The following is an 18019-nucleotide window of genomic DNA, read 5'->3' as shown; positions in this document are numbered from 1 at the left end:
TTCCGATTGTTGTAGCCTGCGGCATCCCGGCCGGCGGAAATGCGGCGACCGGAGCCAAGGAGGTTTGCGAGCATGGCGACATTTGTCTGCGTGCACGGCGCGTTTCAGGGCGGCTGGGTCTTTCGGAACACGGCCGCCGCCCTGTTTTCCCTGGGCCACGCGGCCCATGCCCCCACGTTTTCCGGTTGCGGCCACCACCGTGGCGCCAAGGCCAAGGACATGGGCCTGGCCGACTACGTCCGGGAATTGACGGCCTATCTGGAGCTTTTCGACCTCGGCCAGGTCATCCTCGTCGCCCACAGCTATTCGGGCATCGTCTGCGCTGCGGCCATGCCCGGGCTGTTGCCCCGGCTGGCGGCCTTCGTCTCCCTGGAAGGCATCATCCCCAAGCCCGGCGCCTCCTTCGCCGACCTCGGCGGCGAGCCCTTCCGGGCCATGCTCGAGGCGCGGCGCCTGGATGGCGGCCTGGTTTCCCCCTGGCCGGCGGCCATGTTCGGCGTGGCCGGCGCCCCGGACGAGGACTGGTTCATGTCGCGCCTGGCCCCGTTCCCCATGGCCGCCTTCACCGATGCGGTGCCGGACGGGGAGCTCGTCCTGCCGGCCAAACGCCATTACGTGCGCTGCCTGGACAACCCCAACCCGATGCTCGCGGCCATGGCCGAACGCGCCCGGGGGCTGGGCTTTGCCATGCACGAGCTGCGCACCGGCCACTGCCCGCAGATCACCGTGCCCGTGGACGTGGCCCGGCTGCTGGCCGCCATCGCGGAAAACGGGGCGTCGTAGGACATGACGCTCGCCGCCCGGCTGGTCAAAAAGCTCCCGCATTTCGGCCTCGACGTGGAGCTGGCCTGTCCGCCGGGCACGATCCTGGCCGTGACCGGGCCGTCGGGCTCGGGCAAGACCACGGTGTTGCGCCTGCTGGCCGGCCTGGACGAACCCGACGCCGGCCGCATCGCCCTGGACGGCGAGGTCTGGCGCGACGTGGCCGCCGGCGTGCGCGTGCCGGCCCGAAAGCGGGGCGTGGGCCTGGTCTTCCAGGAATACTCGCTGTTTCCCCACATGACCCTGGCCGACAACGTGGCCTACGCCACAAGGGACGCCGCCTTTGCCGGCCAGTTGCTCGAGCTGTTCGGCATCGCCCACCTGGCCGGCAGCCGGCCGGGGGGCATGTCCGGCGGCGAGCGCCAGCGCGGGGCGTTGTGCCAGGCCTTGGCCCGCCGGCCCAAGGCGCTGCTGCTCGACGAGCCCTTTTCCGCCCTGGACGCCGCCACCCGGGCCACCCTGCGCGAGGCGCTGCTCGGCGTGCGGGCCCGCTTCGCCATCCCCATCGTGCATGTGACCCACGACCTGGCCGAGGCGGCGCTGCTCGGCGACCGGGTCGTGACCATCAACCGCGGACGGATCGATCCGGACTGGTTCGCCCGGCAACTGGCCCTCTACCGCCAGGAACGCCAGGCCCTGCTCGCCCGCTTCGAGGAATCGCCCCCGGCCGAGGCGACGGTCCGGCCGCCGCGAAACATCCCCACGGAGGAACGCCCATGCGACGCATCGTTTTGACCCTGGCCCTGGTCCTGTGCCTGACCGGCAACGCCCTGGCCGACAACCTGCTCGTGGCCGCCGGCGCCGGCTACAAAAAGCTCGTCACCGACCTGGCCGCCGCCTTCGAGAAACAAAGCGGCGTCAAGACCGAATTGTCCTTCGGCAACATGGGCCAGGTGGCCACCCAGGCCAAGGCCGGCGGCGTCATCGACGTCATCGTCGGCGAGAAGGGCTTCCTGGATACCATGGGCCTGGCCTTCAGCGGCACCGCCCCCATCGGCAAGGGCATCCTGGTCGTGGCCTGGCCCAAGGGCAAAACCCTGGCCGCCCCGGCCGATGTGGCCAAACCCGAGGTCAAGCGCCTGGCCATGCCCGATCCGCAAAAGGCCATCTACGGCAAGGCCGCCACGCAGTACCTGGAGAAAGCCGGCCTGACCAAGGCCGTGGCCGACAAGCTGCTGGTCGTGGCCACCGTGCCGCAGGTCACCACCTACGTCGTCAGCGGTGAGGTGGACGCGGGCTTCGTCAACCGCACCGATGTCATGACCCTCGGCGACAAGATAGGCGGCTACCTGGAAGTCGATCCGGCCCTGTACGCGCCCATCGAGATCGTGGCCCAGCCCCTGGCCGACGCGCCCCATGCCGCGGCGGCGGGGAAGTTCGCCGCCTTCCTGGCCACGGACGCGGCCAAGGCCATTGCCGTCAAAAACGGGATGTAGCCCTTGCCCGACGCAAGCCTGCTCGCGGCGGCCACCGACCCGGGTGTCGTCTTCTCCGTCACCCTGACGCTTCAGGTCATGGCCGTCGCGATTCCCTGTTTTTTCCTGTTGGGCGTGCCCCTGGGCTACCTGCTCGGCCGGGGGCGCGGCCGGCTGGTGGCTGCCCTGGATTTTCTGATTTCCCTGCCCCTGGTGTTGCCGCCCATGGCCGTGGGCTTTTTCCTGCTGCTGTTGCTTGGGCGCGAGGGGATTTTGGGCGTCTACCTCCAACGCTTTTTCGGCCTGCAGATCGTCTTTAGCTTTCCGGGGCTGGCCCTGGCCTCGGTCACGGCCGGCATACCGTTGATGGTGCGCCCGATCCAAGCGGCCGTGCGCGGTGACCTCATGCGCCTGGTCGAGCTTTCGGCCGTGCTCGGCAAGCCGCCCCTGACCACTTTCGTGCGCGTGGTCATGCCGCACTGCAAAAAAAGCATCGCCGCCGGCCTGTTTCTGGCCACGGGCCGGGCGCTGGGCGAAGTGGGCGTGAGCCTGCTTCTGGGCGGCGACATCATCGGCCGCACCAACACCGTGTCCCTTGAAATCTACAATGCCGTCTTTACAGGCGATTTCCAGCGGGCCGGCCTGCTTTCCGGGCTTTTGGCCATGGTGTCCCTGGCCCTGGTGTTCGCGCTCAAGCGCACGGGAAGTGGTTAAGGCGTGACGGTTTCGTCGAGAGGGAGCTTGACAATCATTCTCAATGTAGTTACCCAAGAGGCCATGCAAGGAGCGCAGCCCATGGCCCCCCTCGAAAGCCTGACCCATTTCCCTCCCGGTAGCCGTGTGCGTGTCGAAACGTTGTGCGATTGCCCCAAGGCCAGGGGCCGGCTTTGTGCCATGGGCATCACCCCTGGAACCGTGGTGGAGATCACGGCCTGTTGTGGCGGGCCGGTCTGTCTGCGGGCCAGGGGTTCGTGCTTTTCCATCGGCCACGGCCTGGCCGAGAAGGTCATGGGCCGTCTGGACGCCGCCGCCTGCCAGGTGGCCTAGTGCCGCGTCCTGGAAAAAAGAGTGGCTTGTCCAGGTTCAACACCCCAGAATAATTGTTTTTCCTTGAAAAATTCGATCGTATTTCCGTAGGGTCGCCAGGCCAGGCCGCCGACCGGGTCAAGCCTCGGCCAGGGCAGCGGCGTTGGCCGGTTGCCAGGCGGCAGCCGCCGCCACCGGGCACCTCCCCATCATCCGCGCCCAAGCGGGCGCATGGCAGGGCACAGCGGACCTTCGCCGTGCAGGAGCAGGCATGAATCAGCCATCGGATCAGGCATGTTTTGGCCTTCGTCGCTTGCAAGTCGGGCAGCGGGCCCGGATCTGCCGGGTGGAGGCGGCCGGCGAACTGGGCCGGCGGCTGCGGGACATGGGCCTGGTGCCGGGCACGGAAGTCGCCGTGGTCGGCCGGGCGCCGCTCAAGGACCCCGTGGCCCTGCGCCTGCGGGATTTCACGTTGACCCTTCGCAACAACGAGGCCGACCACATCGTGGTCATGCCGGTTTGACGCCGTACCATCTCGATAGGCTCCCTTGATTGCAGCCCCCGGCCCTGTGACAGGGGCCGGGGGTTTTGGTTTGCCGGCGGCCTTTCCCCTTGCTGCGGGCCCGTATTGTTCTGTATAATATTCCTGAAGTGTCACGAAAAACACGGTCGTTCCGGGAGGTGTCCCATGTTGGATATCGTGGAGCGGGCGGCCCGTTGTTTCACCGAGGGCTATAATTGCTGCCAAGCGGTGCTGCTGGGCTTTTGCGGTCCCTTGGGCCTGGGTGAGGAACTGGCTGCCCGGCTGGGTACGGGCTTCGGCCTGGGCATGGCCCGTGGGGGAACCTGCGGCGCGGTGTCCGGGGCGGTCTTGGTTCTGGGGCTGTGCGGCGGGGGGGGCGGATCGGGCGGTGCGGCGGCCAAGGCGGCCACCTATGCCCGGGTCCGTTATTTTTACGACCGTTTCATCGAGCGGCACGGGGCGCTGGTCTGCCGCGACCTCCTCGGCCTCGACCCGACCACGCCACAGGGGCTGGAACAGGCCGTGCGCGAGGACCGCTTCCACAGGGTCTGCTTGCCGCTGGTGCGCGACGTGGCCAGCCTGGCCAGGGACATCGCCGTGGAGGCCGGCCTGTGCCCGGCCTGCGACCGCACCGCGCCGTGACGCCGCCGCGGCTGGGCTGGCGGCCTGACGGTGTCCCGGGATGGCCGCGAGGGCGGGCAGGGCACAGGCTGCGGCCCGGCACGGGAGGACGCGTCGGAGAGGGGGACGCGGGCCTGACATCGCAAGGGTGGGCCTGCCCCAGATCTCAGACGTCCGGGCCGGAGGGCAGACACGATGCCTGACACCATGCCGCCTGTGCCGCCAACGGACTAGACGCGCTGCCACGACGCGGCCGGCCGGCTGGTTCCCTGCCCGGGCAGTGGCCAGGACGGCGCCTTTCCCCATCCCGCCGACAGCCTGGCCGCGCGGTTCGTCGCCGCTGGCCGCGGCCTCGTCTCCGATCGGGCCACGGGGCTTGTCTGGCCCGTGGATGCCGGGCTGGCCGGGTTTCCCATGCCCTGGGCCGAGGCCCTGGCTTTTGCCGCCGGCCTGGCCGGCCAGGGCTCTTGCGGCCGCACCGACTGGCGGCTGCCCAACCGCCGGGAACTGCGCAGCCTCGTCTCCTACGGCCAGGCCCGGCCGTCGCTGCCGCAGGGCCACCCCTTTCAAAACGTCTTCGCCGGTTGGCACTGGACGTCCACCACGGCCGCGCCCGCCCCGGCCTATGCCTGGTACGTGCATTTCGAAGGCGGGCGGATGTTTTACGGCCGCAAGGACCAGGACTGCCTGTGCTGGCCCGTGGCCGGGACGTGCCTGTTGCCCCGCACCGGCCAGGTGACGTGCTTTGACGCGGCCGGACGCGAGCGGGCCTGCTCGGCCACGGGGCAGGATGGGCAGTGGCAATCGGGCCGGGCCTGGCCCGTCCCGCGTTTTGCGCCCGCACCCGGCGGGGGGCCGGGGGTCCTCGACCGGCTGACCGGCCTGGTCTGGGCCGGCCACGCCGATGCCGCCGCTGGCCCGGTCGGCTGGGAGGCGGCGCTGGAAGCGGCCGGGCGCTCTGCGGGCGGCGGTTGGCGGTTGCCCGACATCAACGAACTGGAATCCCTGGTGGACGCCTCCATGGCCGATCCGGCCCTGCCCGCCGGCCATCCCTTCACGGCCCTTGGCGAGGCCTATTGGTCGTCCACCACCAGCGCTTTCGACCCTGCCTGGGCCCACGCCCTGTACCTGCGCAAGGGCGCCGTGGGCGTGGGCGTCAAGAGCGGGCCGGAATTCCTGGCCTGGCCCGTGCGCGGCCCCCTGGCCTAGAACCGCTCGAAATCGTCGTCCGAGGACTCGGCGGCCAGGTTCAGGTTGAGGCCGCTTCGGGCCGGCTGGTGCGGCCTGGCGGCCGGCCTGGCCGGTTTCGCCGCCTTGGCCGGCCGTTTTCCGGCGGCCAGGGCCTTTGGCGGCACGGTGCGGGGCCGCGCGGACATGGCGTCGAGCTGGAAGTAGGAAACCGTCTCCTGGAGTTGCAGGGCTTGGCTCGAGAGTTCCTCGGCCGTGGAGGCCATTTCCTCGGAGGCCGAGGCGTTTTGCTGGACGACCTGGTCGAGTTGCTGGATGGCCCGGTTGACCTGCTCGGCACCGGCGTTTTGCTCCACGCTCGAAGCCGTGATCTCCTGGATGAGTTCGGCCGTGCGCTGGATGTCGGGCACGATCCTGGCCAGGAGGTCGCCGGCCTTTTCGGCGATGTCCACGCTCGAGGAGGACAGCTCGCTGATCTCGCCGGCGGCGTTGCCGCTGCGTTCGGCCAGTTTGCGCACCTCGGCGGCCACCACGGCGAAGCCCTTGCCGTGCTCGCCGGCCCGGGCCGCCTCGATGGCGGCGTTTAAGGCCAGCAGGTTGGTCTGGCGGGCGATTTCCTCGATGATGCCGATTTTCTCGGCGATCTGCTTCATGGCCGTGACGGTCTGGGCCACGGCCTTGCCGCCGTCCTGGGCGTCCCGGGCCGTGGCCAGGGCGATCTGTTCGGTCTGCTTGGCGTTGTCGGCGTTCTGGCGGATGTTGGCGGTCATCTGCTCCATGGAGGAGGAGATTTCCTCGACGCTGGCCGCCTGTTCCGTGGCCCCCTGGGACAGGCTCTGGGTGGTGGCCGAGAGCTCCTCCGAGCCCGAGGCCACGTTTTCCGCCCCGGATTGGACCTGGCCCACCACTTCGCGCAGCTTGGCGATCATGTGGCGCAGCGCCGCGGCCAGCGCCCCGATCTCGTCTTTCTGGTCGAGCTCGATGCGCTGGTTGAGGTCGCCGGCGGCCAGGCCCTCGGTGGCCCGCACGCCCAGCAGCACCGGCTTGGTGATCATGCGCGAGATAAAAACGCCCAGCAGCACGGCCAGGGCCACGCCCACGCCGATGCCGGTAACGGACATGACCGAGGCGCGCCGGGCGGCGTCCTCGCCGTCGGCCTTGGCCTGGCGGGCCGCTTCCTGGGATTCGGCCATGAGCCGGTCCAGCAGGTCGAAGCAGCGGATCTGCTTGTCGCGCACCGTGACCATGGCCACCTGGCGCATCTTGGAACAGACGGCCGACACCCGGGCCACTTCTTCCGACAGCGTGGCGAAATGGCCGATGGTGGCCGCCACGGCCGGGGCGACGTCCGCGCGCAGGATGTTTGCGAGTTCCTCGCGCGGGGCGTTTTTGGCGACAAGCTCCTTGATCTTGCCCACGGCCTGGTGCAGCCGGTCGTGGATGGTCCGGATATCCGCCAGGGTCTTTTTGAAGACCGGGTTGGCGATATCGCGGCCCTCGGTGTCGAGCCACTGGCCGAACGAGCACTTGGCCGGGTCGTCGCCGCCGGCCAGGGGGGCGCCATAGAGGATCAGGGCATCGACATCGCTTAATAGTTTGTAGTGGTCGCCCCGATACTGCGCGAGCTTGGTGGCCAGGGCGTCGGGATCGTCGATGTCCGATTTGTCCCACTCGCGAGCCAGGTCGAACGTTTCGTTGTTGATTTTGACCCATTCCTGCCAGGCCGGGCCGAATTCCCGCCACAGCCGCTCGGCCTGGGCGGTCTTGGGCAAGGCGTCGTATTCGTCCCAGGCCTTGCGGTAAGCGCCCCGCAAGTTGGCGATGTTGTCGAACTGCCGGGCCCGGTCCTTGGGGTCGAGCCCGGGGATGAGCAGCGAGCGCTGGGCCACGCGGACGGATTCCCCGGCGATCTTGATCGATTGCAAGTCGCGCACGGCGGGCATGGTGACGTCCGTGACCGTGGTGAGTTCCCGCGAGACACTCGACAGGCCGCCTAGGCCCACAAGCCCTACGATCAGGGTGATGGCGGCGCAGACGAGGAACCCACCGACCAGTTTGACGCCCAGCTTCAGATTGCCCATCTTCGTACCCCTCAGGCTCAGGATTGTACCGCAGTTGCGTCTCTTACAATACGGAAAATCCCTACGGGGGCGCTAGGGCCTTTGTCAAATGGCTCTTGTGTGGCCGGGCTGGTCAGGCCGCCTCCCGGGCAAGCCGGCCGTCGCGGATGGCGATGATCCGGGAAGCCATGGCGGCATAGGCCCGTTCGTGGGTGACCATGACCACGGTGAGCCCCTCGGCGTTGAGGGCCGTGAGGATGTCCATGATCTGCCCGCCGGTGTCGCCGTCCAGGCTGCCCGTGGGCTCGTCGGCGAAAAGGATGGCCGGCTCCGTGACCAGCCCCCGGGCGATGGCCACGCGTTGGCGCTCCCCGCCGGAAAGGGCCCCGGGCAGCCGGTCGGCCTTGTCGGCCAGCCCGACCTTGGCCAGGCAGTCCAGGGCGTGGCGCTTGCGCGCGGCGGACACCGGCCGCAGGCTGGAAAGAAACGGGGTCAGCACGTTTTCGCGTACGGTCAGGTAGGGCAGCAAGTGGTGCATCTGGAAGACCATGGAGAAATCCGTGGCCCGCAGCCGGTTGCGTTCCCGTTCGCCCATGGCGGCCAGGTCCCGGCCCTTGTAGCGGACGCTGCCGGCGTCCGGGTGCAGCAGGCTCGACAGGATGTTGAGCAGGGTGGACTTGCCCGAGCCCGAGCGGCCGACGACACAGGCGAACTCGCCCGCCGCGATGGCCAGGGACACCCCGCGCAGCACCGGCGGCGCCTCGGGCGCACCGGCATAGGCTTTGACGACATTCTCGGCGATCAACAGGGGCATGAGGGCTCCTTGTTCCGGCGGGTTAGAGCATGACCAGGGCCTGGGACGGCTCGATGCGCGCCGCCGAAAGGGCCGGCGGCAGCGAGGCCAGGGCCGAAAGCAGGGTCACGGCCGCAAAAAGGGCCGCGAATTGGCCGGGCTCGAACACCACCGCCGCGCCGCCGAGGTCGAGCAGGGCCATGAGCCTGAAACTGGCGGCAAACCCCGCCGCCTGGCCGACGACGGCCGCGCAAAGCCCCAGCAACACCCCCTCCAGGCTCATGAGCGTGAAGACCGCGCCCTTGGAATAGCCCAGGGCCCGCAGCAAGCCGATCTCGTTTTTGCGCTCGTTGACCGAGGAGAAAACCGACAGCCCGATCATGACGCAGGCCGTCAGCAGGATGACCCCCGAGACGGCCAAGGCCAGGCGTTTGACGAAATCCACCGTCATCATGCGGCTTTTGACCACCTGCCCCATGGCCTTGACGTCCGTGCCGGGCAGGCTGGCCGCGATTTGGGCCGTGATGTCCTCGATGGGGCAGCCGGAGCACAAGGCGGCCACTTCCACGAAATGGACGCGGTCCGGCTGGCCGGCCGCCCGTTGCAGGGCGTGGATGTCGGTGAAAAGCACGCCGTCGTCGCCCGAGCCCGTCTCGCCGAGCACCCCGGCCACGGTAAACGGCTGCCCCTTGATGGTGACCGTGTCGCCGGGCCCAAGGCCCAGGCCAGCCGCCGCCTGGGATCCGGCCACAAGCTCCCCCTCGCCGGGGGTGAGCCGGCCGGCCGTTTCGTGCCAGTAGCTCTTGATGCGCATCTCCTGGTCGAAATCCACGCCGATCACGCCCACGGGCGTGTCGCCCACCGTGGTGAGCAGGGCGAATTTCGGGGCCACGGCGCTTAAGCGGTCCTTGTGGTGGATGCCGCGGATGGCGGCCAGGGTTGCGGCTTCCTTGAGGGAGCGGATGTCCACGGACACGTCGGCCAGGGCCAGGCCGCCGTAGCTGACGGACAGGGTCTCGGTTTTGGGGCTCACCAGGATGTTGGCCCCGTAGGCGGCCAGCTTTTCCTCCAGGCTCGCGCCCACGGCCTTGGACAGCTCGAGCAGGGCCGTCACCGAGGCCACGCCGATGGAGAAAACCGCCACCATGAGCAGGGTGCGCGGCAGCTTGCGGCGCAGGTTGCGCAGGGGAATGGTCAGGATGTTCAAGGGCGGCTCCTTGGGGCGGGCGGGCCGTTAAAAATACGACGCGCCGGCCGTCAGGGCGGCCATGGGCACCCGCAGGCTGTCGCCGGTCACTTCCGCGGCCAGGGGGGCGGGATTGCAGCCGCCGTGGACCTCGCCGACCTTGCTGCCATGGAAACGGCGGCCGCAGTTGACGCAGACCATGAACTCCCCTTCCTGGCGGTAGCCCTTTTTCTCGGGGAAACAGACGTCGCAGGCGTCGAAGGCCGTGCGCACCTTGCCGTCGGCGCTTTTGACGGCGAAAAAGCGCACTTCCTTGCCCCCGGCCGTCACGGCGTAGAAATGGGCCTTGCCGTCGGACACGTCGGCCAGGGGTATCGTGACCGCGTCGCCCTGGGGCGAAAGGGTCTTGGTGTCGGAAAAGATGCCGAGCAGGGCGCTTGCCGGGTCGGGCAGGCTGCAAAGCGCGGCCAGGCCGAGGCAGGCGGCCACGAGGGCCGGGGCGAGAAAACGGGCGCGGACGGGATGGCGCATGCGGGTTCTTCCTTTGGCTGGGGGGTTGCGGCGGGGCCGTACGCGATGACGCCTGGCCGGGCCTGTTAAATATGACCAGTTTGGTGTGAATTTTGCCAGGAGATAGCAATCCTGATGCCAACGTCAAGGGGCCAGGACCCAGGGCCGGGCTGCCTCCCCCAGCCGGCCCGGCCCCAGGCCCTGGAACGGGCCATGCATTCACCGGCCAGGCTTCCGGCCTGGCCGGGCCTGTCCCCCCGCTGGCGTCGCGTTTCTGGACAGGTGCCCTTTCGAGGCGTATAAATAATAGACGGACGTGTCTCGAAAACAGACATGGCCGCGAACCCATGGGCACGGATATGCGTTTCTTTCGCCACAAAAATCCCTTTGGCGGGGCGTCCTCGCCCCTGCTCGTCATCGGCGCGGCCGGCATCCTGGCGGCGGTGGTGGTGGCCATGGCCGTCATCGACCTGGGCCGGGAAAAGCAATACATGACGCAGCTTTTGCTGGAAAAGGGCGCGGCGCTCATCAAGGCCTTCGAGGCCGGCACGCGCACCGGCATGCGCGGCGGCTTCGGCGCCGAGGTCCGCCTCCAGCATCTGCTGGAGGAAATGGCCAACCAGCCCGGCATCTTCTATCTGGCCGTCACCGACGCCGACGGGAAAATCGTGGCCCACAACGATCCCTCCCGCATCGGCCAGGAGCTGTTCACCGCAGGCGAAATGGCCGCCCTCGGTCCCGACAACGCCGAAAAGTGGCGGCTGGCCACGGAAGAGGGAACCGGGCGGCAATCGTTCCTCGTCTACCGGCGCTTCGTGCCTTCGGCCGGCCGGCGCGGCCCTCATGGGCCGCGCATGCACCCGCCGGTCCAGGAGCGCTCCTTTTTCTGCGCCGAGGACTGCGACACGCCGGGCCAGCGCCGGGACCTGCGCGGGGTGCCCCTGGACATCTTCGTCGGCCTCGACGTGGCCCCCATCGAGGCCGCCCGGCGGGCCGACCTGCAAAACACCTTGACCACGGCGGCCGTGCTGCTGGTGCTGGGGCTTGGCGGCGTGCTGGCCCTTTTCTGGGCCCAAAGCTACCGGGCCCAGAAAAGGGCCCTGCGCCATACCACGGCCCTGGCCTCGGAAGTGGTGGCGGCCATGCCGGCGGGGCTTTTGCTCGTGGACCCGGCCGGCACGGTGGCTATGGCCAACGGCGCGGCCGAGGCCCTGGCCGGCGTGGCCCCGGGGGGGCTGGCCGGCCGGCCCGTGGAGGCGGTGCTGCCGCCGGGCCTGCTGGCCGAGGCCTGGGGCGGCGAGCGCGAGATGGACCTGGGCCTTGGCGGCGGCCGGCCCGCCCCGCTGGCCGTGTCGGTCTCCTCGGTGACCACGGAGGAGGGCACCTCCGTCGGCTCCCTGGTCGTGCTGCGCGACCTGCGCGAGGTGCGCCGGCTGGAGGCCGAGGTCCGGCGGCGCGAAAAGCTCGCGGCCGTGGGCAACCTGGCCGCCGGCGTGGCCCACGAGATCCGCAACCCGCTGAGCTCCATCCGGGGCTACGCCGCCTATTTCGGGGCCAAGTTCGCCCCGGGCAGCGAGGACCGGCAGGCCGCCGACGTGATGGTGCGCGAGGTGGACCGCCTCAATCGCGTCATCTCGGAACTGATCGAATTCGCCCGGCCCTCGGACCTGGAACGCCGGCCCGTGCTTCTGTCCGACCTGGCCGGCCACGCCGCCCGCCTGACCCGGCCCGACGCCGTGGCCAGGAATGTGGCCGTGGACCTGTCCGGGGTCACGGACGGGCCGGAAGTGGCGGCCGATCCCGACCGGCTGGTCCAGGCCCTGCTCAACCTGTGCTTAAACGCCATCCAGGCCATGGAGGCCGGTGGCGTCATGGCCCTGGCCACGGGCATCGCCCCGGACGGCCGGGCCTTCGTGTCCGTGGCCGACGACGGCGGCGGCATCGCTGCCGCCGACCGGGACCGGATCTTCGATCCCTATTTCACCACCAAGGCCCGGGGCACGGGCCTGGGGCTGCCCATCGCCCACAAGATCGTCGTGGCCCATGGCGGGGAGATCGTGCTGGCCGCCCGGCCGCAAGGCGGCACCCTGGCCACGGTCTTCCTGCCCGCCACGGCAGGGCAGGGCGGCAACGGAGCAAAGGATGCGGGCGAAAATACTCGTGGTTGACGACGACGCCGGGCACCTGTCCATGTTGCGCACGGTGCTTTCCGGCTGGGGCTACCTGCCGGAAGGGGCGACGGACGGCGAACAGGCCGTGGCCATGGTGCGCGGTAAGGCCTACGACGCGGTGCTGCTCGACGTGCGCATGGCCGGCATGGGCGGCATGGAGGCGCTTTCGCGCATCCGGGAATACAACCCGGCCGTGCCGGTCATCATCATGACGGCCTATTCGTCGGTGGAAACGGCCGTCTCCGCGCTCAAGACCGGGGCCTACGACTACCTGACCAAGCCGCTCGACCTCGACGTGCTGCGCCTGACCCTGGACCGGGCGTTGGACCACATGCGCCTGGCCGCCGAGAACGAGACGCTGCGCCGCAAGCTGGCCACGGGCGTGGCCGGGCCGGAGATCATCGGGGCGAGCAAGGCCATGCGCGAGCTTTTTACCCTCATCGGCATGGTCGCGCCCACCGAGGCCACGGTGCTGGTCACGGGCGAGTCCGGTACGGGCAAGGAACTCGTGGCCCGGGCCATCCACGCCGGCAGCGCCCGGGCCGGGGGGTCGCTGGTGGCCGTCAACTGCGCCGCCTTGAGCGAAACCCTGCTCGAATCCGAGCTGTTCGGCCACGAGAAGGGGGCGTTTACCGGGGCGGAGAAGCGCCGCGAGGGGCGGTTCATGGCCGCGGACAAGGGCTCGATCTTCCTCGACGAGATCGGCGAGATCGCCCAGCCCGTCCAGGCCAAGCTGCTGCGCGTCATCCAGGAGCGCGAGATCCAGCGCGTGGGTGGCGACCGGCCCATCGGCGTGGACGTGCGCATCCTGGCCGCCACCAACCGCGACCTCAAAAAGGAGGTCGAGGCCGGGCGCTTTCGCGAAGACCTCTACTACCGCCTCAATGTCGTGTCCGTGCCCGTGCCGCCCCTGCGCGAGCGCTGCGAGGACATCCCGCTTCTGGCCCAGCATTTCCTGCTGCGCTTCGCCGAAAAAAACCGCAAGCGCATCAAGGGGTTCACGCCCTCGGCCATGGACCACCTGGTGCGCTGCCCCTGGCCCGGCAACGTGCGCGAGCTGGAAAACGCCGTGGAACGGGCCGTGATCCTGTCGGTGGGGGAATACGTCACCGAGCGCGAATTGCCCTTGTGCGAGGGCGGCCATCCGGTCGAGGGGCCGGCGGAGGCCGGGGGGGCGACGGGGCTGGCCGGGCGGCCCCTGGACGACGTGGAGCGCGAGGTCATCCTGGCCACGCTGGCCTCCTGTGGCGGCAACAAGAGCGAGGCGGCCCGGGTGCTTGGCATCACCCGGGCGACGCTGCACAAAAAACTCAAGAAGTACGGCGAGGAATAGCGGCTTTGGCAGCCGGTTGCCCGTCGCGCCCCGCGGACTGGCCGCTATGGCGACGGCCGCAACAAGCTGCGGGGTGGGTTTCGTTTTCGCTCCGGATAGGCTATGCATCGACCGTAAGGGTCTCTTTGGGCTCGGCTGGCGGAAGGGGCGGATGGCCGTTGCCCATGGCCGAGGAAAGAGACGTAGAAGCAATTCATGGAAACACTCGCCAAACCGATGGTGCTGGGGTTGGTCAACAACGCCGCCCTGCTGCTCGCCCTGGCTTTCTTGTCCGATGTCTTCGGCCGGGATGTCGGGGAACAGGACGCCTGGCCCAAACGTGTTCTGGTCGGCGTATGCCTCGGCGGCATGGCCGTGGCCGTCATGCTGGGGCCATGGGAACTGCGACCCGGACTTTTTTTTGATACCAGGTCCATCCTGCTTGGCGTGACCGGGCTTTTTTTCGGTGCCCTGCCCACGCTGGTGGCCATGGCCATGGCCGTTTCGCTGCGCATCGCCCAAGGCGGCCTCGGCATGTATGTCGGCTCTTGCGTGATCCTCGCTTCCGGCTGTCTGGGGCTTGTGTGGCGGGCACGCCGCAAACAGACCCTGGCCGAACTGGGTTTCGGGGAGCTCTTCGCCTTCGGCCTGCTGCTGCACGTTGTCATGCTGTCCCTGATGCTGTTGCTTCCCGGCGGCCACGCCCTCGAAACCCTGCGCAACATCTCCCTGCCGGTGTTGTTGATTTATCCGGCAGCCACGGCGGGGTTGGGGCTCCTGCTCGTGAGGCGCCTGGCCCGCAACCGCCTCGTCATCTTCCTACGGGAAAGCGAATCCCGCTACCTGAGCCTTTTCGAGAACAACCATGCCGTCATGCTCCTCGTCGACCCGGATTCGGGCCGCATCGTGGACGCCAACCCGTCGGCCTGCGTCTTCTATGGCTGGAGCCGCGAGGCGATTCGGCTCCAGCGTATGCAGGACATAAACACCCTGCCGCCGCAGGACGTGCGCGCGGCCATGCAAGCGGCCAAGAAGGGGCGGGTCAAATCCTTCCGCTTCCGCCACCGGCTGGCCGACGGCCGCATTCGCGACGTGGAGGTCTATACCGGGCCGATTCGCTTCGACGACCGGCAACTGCTCTATTCCATCGTCATGGATGTCACGGAAAGCCTGGAAGCCGAGCGGCGCCTGTCCGAAAGCGAACAGCGGTTCCGGCTGCTGGTGGAAAACGCGCCCAGCGGCGTGTTCGTCCAGGTCGAGGGCCGGTTCGCCTACCTCAATCCGGCCGCCTGCCAGTTGTTCGGCCTGCCCGAGGCGGAAGGGCTTTTGGGCGAGCCCGTCATCGAACGGGTGGCGCCGGCCTTTCGGGACAGCGTGCTGCGGCGCATCCAAACACTCAATGTCGACCGTCAGGCCGTGCCGTCGGTCGAACAGGCCATGCTGCGCCTGGATGGACAACTGTTTTTCACCGAGGCGGCGGCCGTGCCCATCGAATGGGACGGCCGGCCGGGAGCGTTGGTCTTTTTCCGCGACGTGACGGAACGGCGTCGAGTCGAGGAACGGGTGCGGGTCAGCGAATCCCGGCTGCAGAGCCTGTTCGCCCTGACCCAGATGGAGACGGCCTGCGAGGCGACGCTTCTGGCCCATGCCGCGGCCGAGGCCCGGCGGCTGACCGGCAGCCGCTATGGCGGGGTTTTTCTGCGGGGCGAGGCGGATGGTGGGCTGCGCCATGTCGAGGCCACGGGCAATGCCGCCTGCCTGGTGCTGTGGGACGGCGAATGCCGCGACCCGGACGGGGTGGCGGCCTGGGTGGAGGCCTCCGGTATCCGGGAACCCGGGATCGTGACCGATCAGGGGCCGCTGGCGGCCATGGGGCAGATGCTGTTCGTGCCGGTGGTCGCCGGCCGGGACATGGCGGCGGCGATGCTGGTCGCCGGCAAGGGCGAGCCCTACGACGAGGCCGATGTCCAACTGGCGGCCCTGCTGGTGGACACGGCCTGGCGGCTGGTGGCCCGGCGCCGCGACGCGGCGGCGCTTCTGGCGGCCAAGGAGGCGGCGGAGACGGCCAGCCGGGTCAAAAGCGAGTTTTTGGCCAACATGAGCCACGAACTGCGCACGCCGCTCAACGGTATCCACGGCATGGCCCAACTGCTGGCCGGCACGGAACTTTCGGCCGAACAGCGGGAATACGTCGATGCCGCCCTCAATTCCTGCCGCCGCCTCACCAGGCTCCTGGGCGACATCCTGGACCTGTCGCGGGTGGAGTCCGGCAAGCTGGGCCTGGTCAAGGAGCCCTTTTTGCTGGCCGACCTGGTCAACGCCGTCACCACCGCCTTCGAGCCGACCTGCCGCGAGGCCGGGGTCCAATGGGTCGTCGCCGTGGAGCCGGGCGTGCCGTCGACGCTTTTTGGCGACGAGGGCCGCGTGCGCCAGATCCTCTACAACCTGGCCGGCAATGCCGTGAAATTCACCAGGTCCGGCAGCGTGCGCCTGGAGGCCTGGGCCGGCCCGACGAACAGGGCCGGCGAGGGGAGCGTGCTGTTTTCCCTCGTCGACACCGGCGTGGGCATTCCCGCCGAGGAACTCGATACCGTGTTCGAGGCCTTCCACCAGGTCGAGCGCTCGTTTACCCGGCGGTTTCAGGGGGCCGGGTTGGGCCTGGCCATCGTCCGGCGGCTGGTGCGGCTCATGTGCGGCGCCATCACCATGGAAAGCGAGGTGGGCCGCGGGACGCGCTGCACCTGCGCCCTGCCGCTGGTCCACCGCCGGCCGGAGCCGCCGGGGCAGTCGGCCGGCCTGGCCGGCGGGGGCCGCGAAGGCCGGCCGGCGGGCCGGGGCGGCTTCCGGCTGCTCGTGGCCGAGGATGACCCCATCAACGCCCTGGCCGCGCGCCGCATCCTGGAAAAACTCGGCCATGCCGTGGTGGTGGCCGCCGATGGCCGGGAGGCGGTGGAATTGGCAACGGCCTACCGGCCGGACCTGATCTTCATGGACGTGGGGCTGCCGGTGCTCGACGGTATCCAGGCCATGGCCGCCATCCGGCAAGCCCTGGCCGGGCAGGGGCACCCGGCCGTGCCCATCGTCGCCCTGACCGCCCACGCCATGTCCGGCGACCGGGAGTCGCTGCTCGCCGCCGGCATGGACGCCTATTTGGCCAAACCCGTGGACCGCGAGGAAATGATGGCCGTCCTCGACCGTTTTCTGGGCAAGGCGGGCGCGGCCTGATGCCGTGGCCCGTGTAACGACGAGCGTATTTTCAAGAAAAAAACAGTTTTTGATGTTGCCGCGAAAAGGCCGGTGTCCCCTTTCAGGGGCGGCCCTCGCGGCGTTTGGCCGGGACGCGCAGGCTCTGGCCCAGGGACAGGCGCGTGGAATCCACGCCAGGGTTGGCGGCGGCCAGGTCGGCGGCGGGAACGCCGAGCTTGCGGGCGATGCCGTTTACGGTGTCGCCTTTTTTCACGGCATAGGTCTTGCCCGACAACTTGACCTTGGGCGCGGGCTGGGCCGGCGTCGGCTGGGCGGCGGGATCGGCGACCGGGCGCACGTCCCGGGCGTAGGCGCGCAGTTCGTCGGCGCCGGCGCTTTGGGGCAGGGGCGTGCCGTCGCCCAGGCCGGCCAGGACCAGGCCGGCCAGGAACCTGGCGCCGGACTCGGTCAGGTGCACGCCGTCGGCCGTGCGCAGGAGCACGGTTTCCCCGGTGGCCGCGTCGCGGCCGTGGCGGCTGAAGCGGCCGTCGGGGTCGGAGAAGGCGGCGGCGGTGTCGATGAACCGGCAGCCGGCGGCGGCGCACATGGCCGCCAGGGCCGCATTGACCTGCCGGACCCCGCCGGCCAGGGAGGCTTCGCCCATGGACGGCACGCCGACCCAGTAGACGCGGACGTGCGGATTGGCCCGGCGGGCGATGTCCACGAGGCCCTTGGCCTTGGCGGCGTAGGCCTCGGGCCAGGCCGGGTTGTCGAAATAGACCCGCGCGCCGTCCGGGCCGTCCACGGGCATGACGTCGTTGGCGCCGAGCATCACGACCAGGATGTCCGGCACTTCCCCGGCGACCCGTTCGTGCAGGCGGGCCGGCCAGTCCAGGAGTTCCGGGCGGGTGAGGCCCGTGGAGCGGGTGCCGTCGCGGGCGAAATCGAGGCCGGGCGTGCCGGCCAGGGCCCGTTCGAGCTGCTCGCCGAGGCTGATGGACAGGGAGTCGCCGACCACCAGCAGGCGTGTGGCCTGGGGTTTGGGGGCGGGGGCTGCAGGGGCTGCGGGGGCGCGCCTGGAAAAGACGTCGGTGGGCGCGATGGGCGTGTCCGGGCTTGGGGGCGCGGGGCTGTCCTCGCCCCGGCAGGCCGTGCTGACAAGGCTGAGGCCGCACAGCAGGCAGGCCAGCACGAGGCGTATCCGCC

At 69.4% G+C, this 18019-nt stretch carries 16 protein-coding genes; 11 read left to right on the top strand and 5 right to left on the bottom strand.

Annotated features, from left to right (window positions below):
• The first annotated feature begins 72 nt into the window (after positions 1-72).
• The 8 genes from ACP59X_RS14000 (at position 73) to ACP59X_RS13965 (ending at position 5616) form a co-directional block, all read left to right on the top strand.
• Positions 73-783, top strand: coding sequence for an alpha/beta fold hydrolase (locus ACP59X_RS14000; RefSeq protein WP_428559359.1), 711 nt, complete (start codon positions 73-75; stop codon positions 781-783).
• 3 nt (positions 784-786) lie between these two features.
• Complete coding sequence (locus ACP59X_RS13995) at positions 787-1557, top strand: ATP-binding cassette domain-containing protein (RefSeq protein ID WP_428559357.1); 771 nt, start codon at positions 787-789, stop codon at positions 1555-1557.
• Positions 1539-2258: a molybdate ABC transporter substrate-binding protein gene (gene modA, locus ACP59X_RS13990; protein ID WP_428559355.1), complete on the top strand. Its 720-nt coding sequence runs from the start codon at positions 1539-1541 to the stop codon at positions 2256-2258. The genes ACP59X_RS13995 and modA overlap by 19 nt, the downstream gene beginning before the upstream one ends.
• Positions 2259-2276: 18 nt before the next feature.
• Positions 2277-2951 carry a molybdate ABC transporter permease subunit gene (locus tag ACP59X_RS13985; RefSeq protein WP_428569907.1) on the top strand — a complete coding sequence of 225 codons (675 nt, stop codon included), beginning with the start codon at positions 2277-2279 and terminating at the stop codon, positions 2949-2951.
• Positions 2952-3032: 81 nt separating this feature from the next.
• Positions 3033-3284 (top strand): FeoA family protein, encoded by a 252-nt coding sequence (locus ACP59X_RS13980; RefSeq protein ID WP_428559353.1) that lies wholly within the window; start codon positions 3033-3035, stop codon positions 3282-3284.
• A gap of 250 nt (positions 3285-3534) precedes the next feature.
• Positions 3535-3786 (top strand): FeoA family protein, encoded by a 252-nt coding sequence (locus ACP59X_RS13975; protein WP_428559351.1) that lies wholly within the window; start codon positions 3535-3537, stop codon positions 3784-3786.
• A 165-nt stretch (positions 3787-3951) separates the two neighbouring features.
• Entirely contained in the window at positions 3952-4428 is a 477-nt protein-coding gene (locus ACP59X_RS13970; RefSeq protein WP_428559349.1) for a C-GCAxxG-C-C family protein, read from the top strand.
• A gap of 240 nt (positions 4429-4668) precedes the next feature.
• Entirely contained in the window at positions 4669-5616 is a 948-nt protein-coding gene (locus tag ACP59X_RS13965; RefSeq protein WP_428569904.1) for an Lcl C-terminal domain-containing protein, read from the top strand.
• Here ACP59X_RS13965 and ACP59X_RS13960 read toward each other — a convergent pair.
• From ACP59X_RS13960 to ACP59X_RS13945, 4 genes are all read right to left on the bottom strand, one after another.
• Positions 5613-7676, bottom strand: a complete 2064-nt coding sequence (locus ACP59X_RS13960) for a HAMP domain-containing methyl-accepting chemotaxis protein (RefSeq protein ID WP_428559347.1) — start codon at positions 7674-7676, stop codon at positions 5613-5615. The genes ACP59X_RS13965 and ACP59X_RS13960 overlap by 4 nt on opposite strands.
• A 112-nt stretch (positions 7677-7788) precedes the next feature.
• Entirely contained in the window at positions 7789-8469 is a 681-nt protein-coding gene (locus ACP59X_RS13955; protein WP_428559344.1) for an ABC transporter ATP-binding protein, read from the bottom strand.
• A gap of 22 nt (positions 8470-8491) precedes the next feature.
• On the bottom strand, positions 8492-9655 hold the full coding sequence (locus ACP59X_RS13950; RefSeq protein ID WP_428559342.1) for an ABC transporter permease: 1164 nt from the start codon (positions 9653-9655) through the stop codon (positions 8492-8494).
• A gap of 27 nt (positions 9656-9682) precedes the next feature.
• Complete coding sequence (locus tag ACP59X_RS13945) at positions 9683-10165, bottom strand: Fe-S-containing protein (RefSeq protein ID WP_428559339.1); 483 nt, start codon at positions 10163-10165, stop codon at positions 9683-9685.
• A gap of 338 nt (positions 10166-10503) precedes the next feature.
• On the opposite strand from ACP59X_RS13945, the gene ACP59X_RS13940 reads away from it, so the two are divergent.
• The 3 genes from ACP59X_RS13940 (at position 10504) to ACP59X_RS13930 (ending at position 16852) form a co-directional block, all read left to right on the top strand.
• Positions 10504-12312: an ATP-binding protein gene (locus tag ACP59X_RS13940; RefSeq protein WP_428559337.1), complete on the top strand. Its 1809-nt coding sequence runs from the start codon at positions 10504-10506 to the stop codon at positions 12310-12312.
• Positions 12287-13648: a sigma-54-dependent transcriptional regulator gene (locus ACP59X_RS13935; protein ID WP_428559334.1), complete on the top strand. Its 1362-nt coding sequence runs from the start codon at positions 12287-12289 to the stop codon at positions 13646-13648. The genes ACP59X_RS13940 and ACP59X_RS13935 overlap by 26 nt, the downstream gene beginning before the upstream one ends.
• A gap of 195 nt (positions 13649-13843) precedes the next feature.
• On the top strand, positions 13844-16852 hold the full coding sequence (locus ACP59X_RS13930) for a PAS domain S-box protein (protein ID WP_428559332.1): 3009 nt from the start codon (positions 13844-13846) through the stop codon (positions 16850-16852).
• An 82-nt stretch (positions 16853-16934) separates the two neighbouring features.
• On the opposite strand, the gene ACP59X_RS13925 is transcribed toward ACP59X_RS13930, so the two are convergent.
• Complete coding sequence (locus ACP59X_RS13925; protein WP_428559330.1) at positions 16935-18005, bottom strand: DUF459 domain-containing protein; 1071 nt, start codon at positions 18003-18005, stop codon at positions 16935-16937.
• Between the last annotated feature and the right edge of the window lie 14 nt (positions 18006-18019).

This window comes from Solidesulfovibrio sp. DCME (assembly GCF_049995385.1).
Taxonomy (GTDB): domain Bacteria; phylum Desulfobacterota; class Desulfovibrionia; order Desulfovibrionales; family Desulfovibrionaceae; genus Solidesulfovibrio.
Note: the sequence above shows the minus strand (reverse complement) of the source record. Positions and strands in the feature narration are given on the sequence as shown.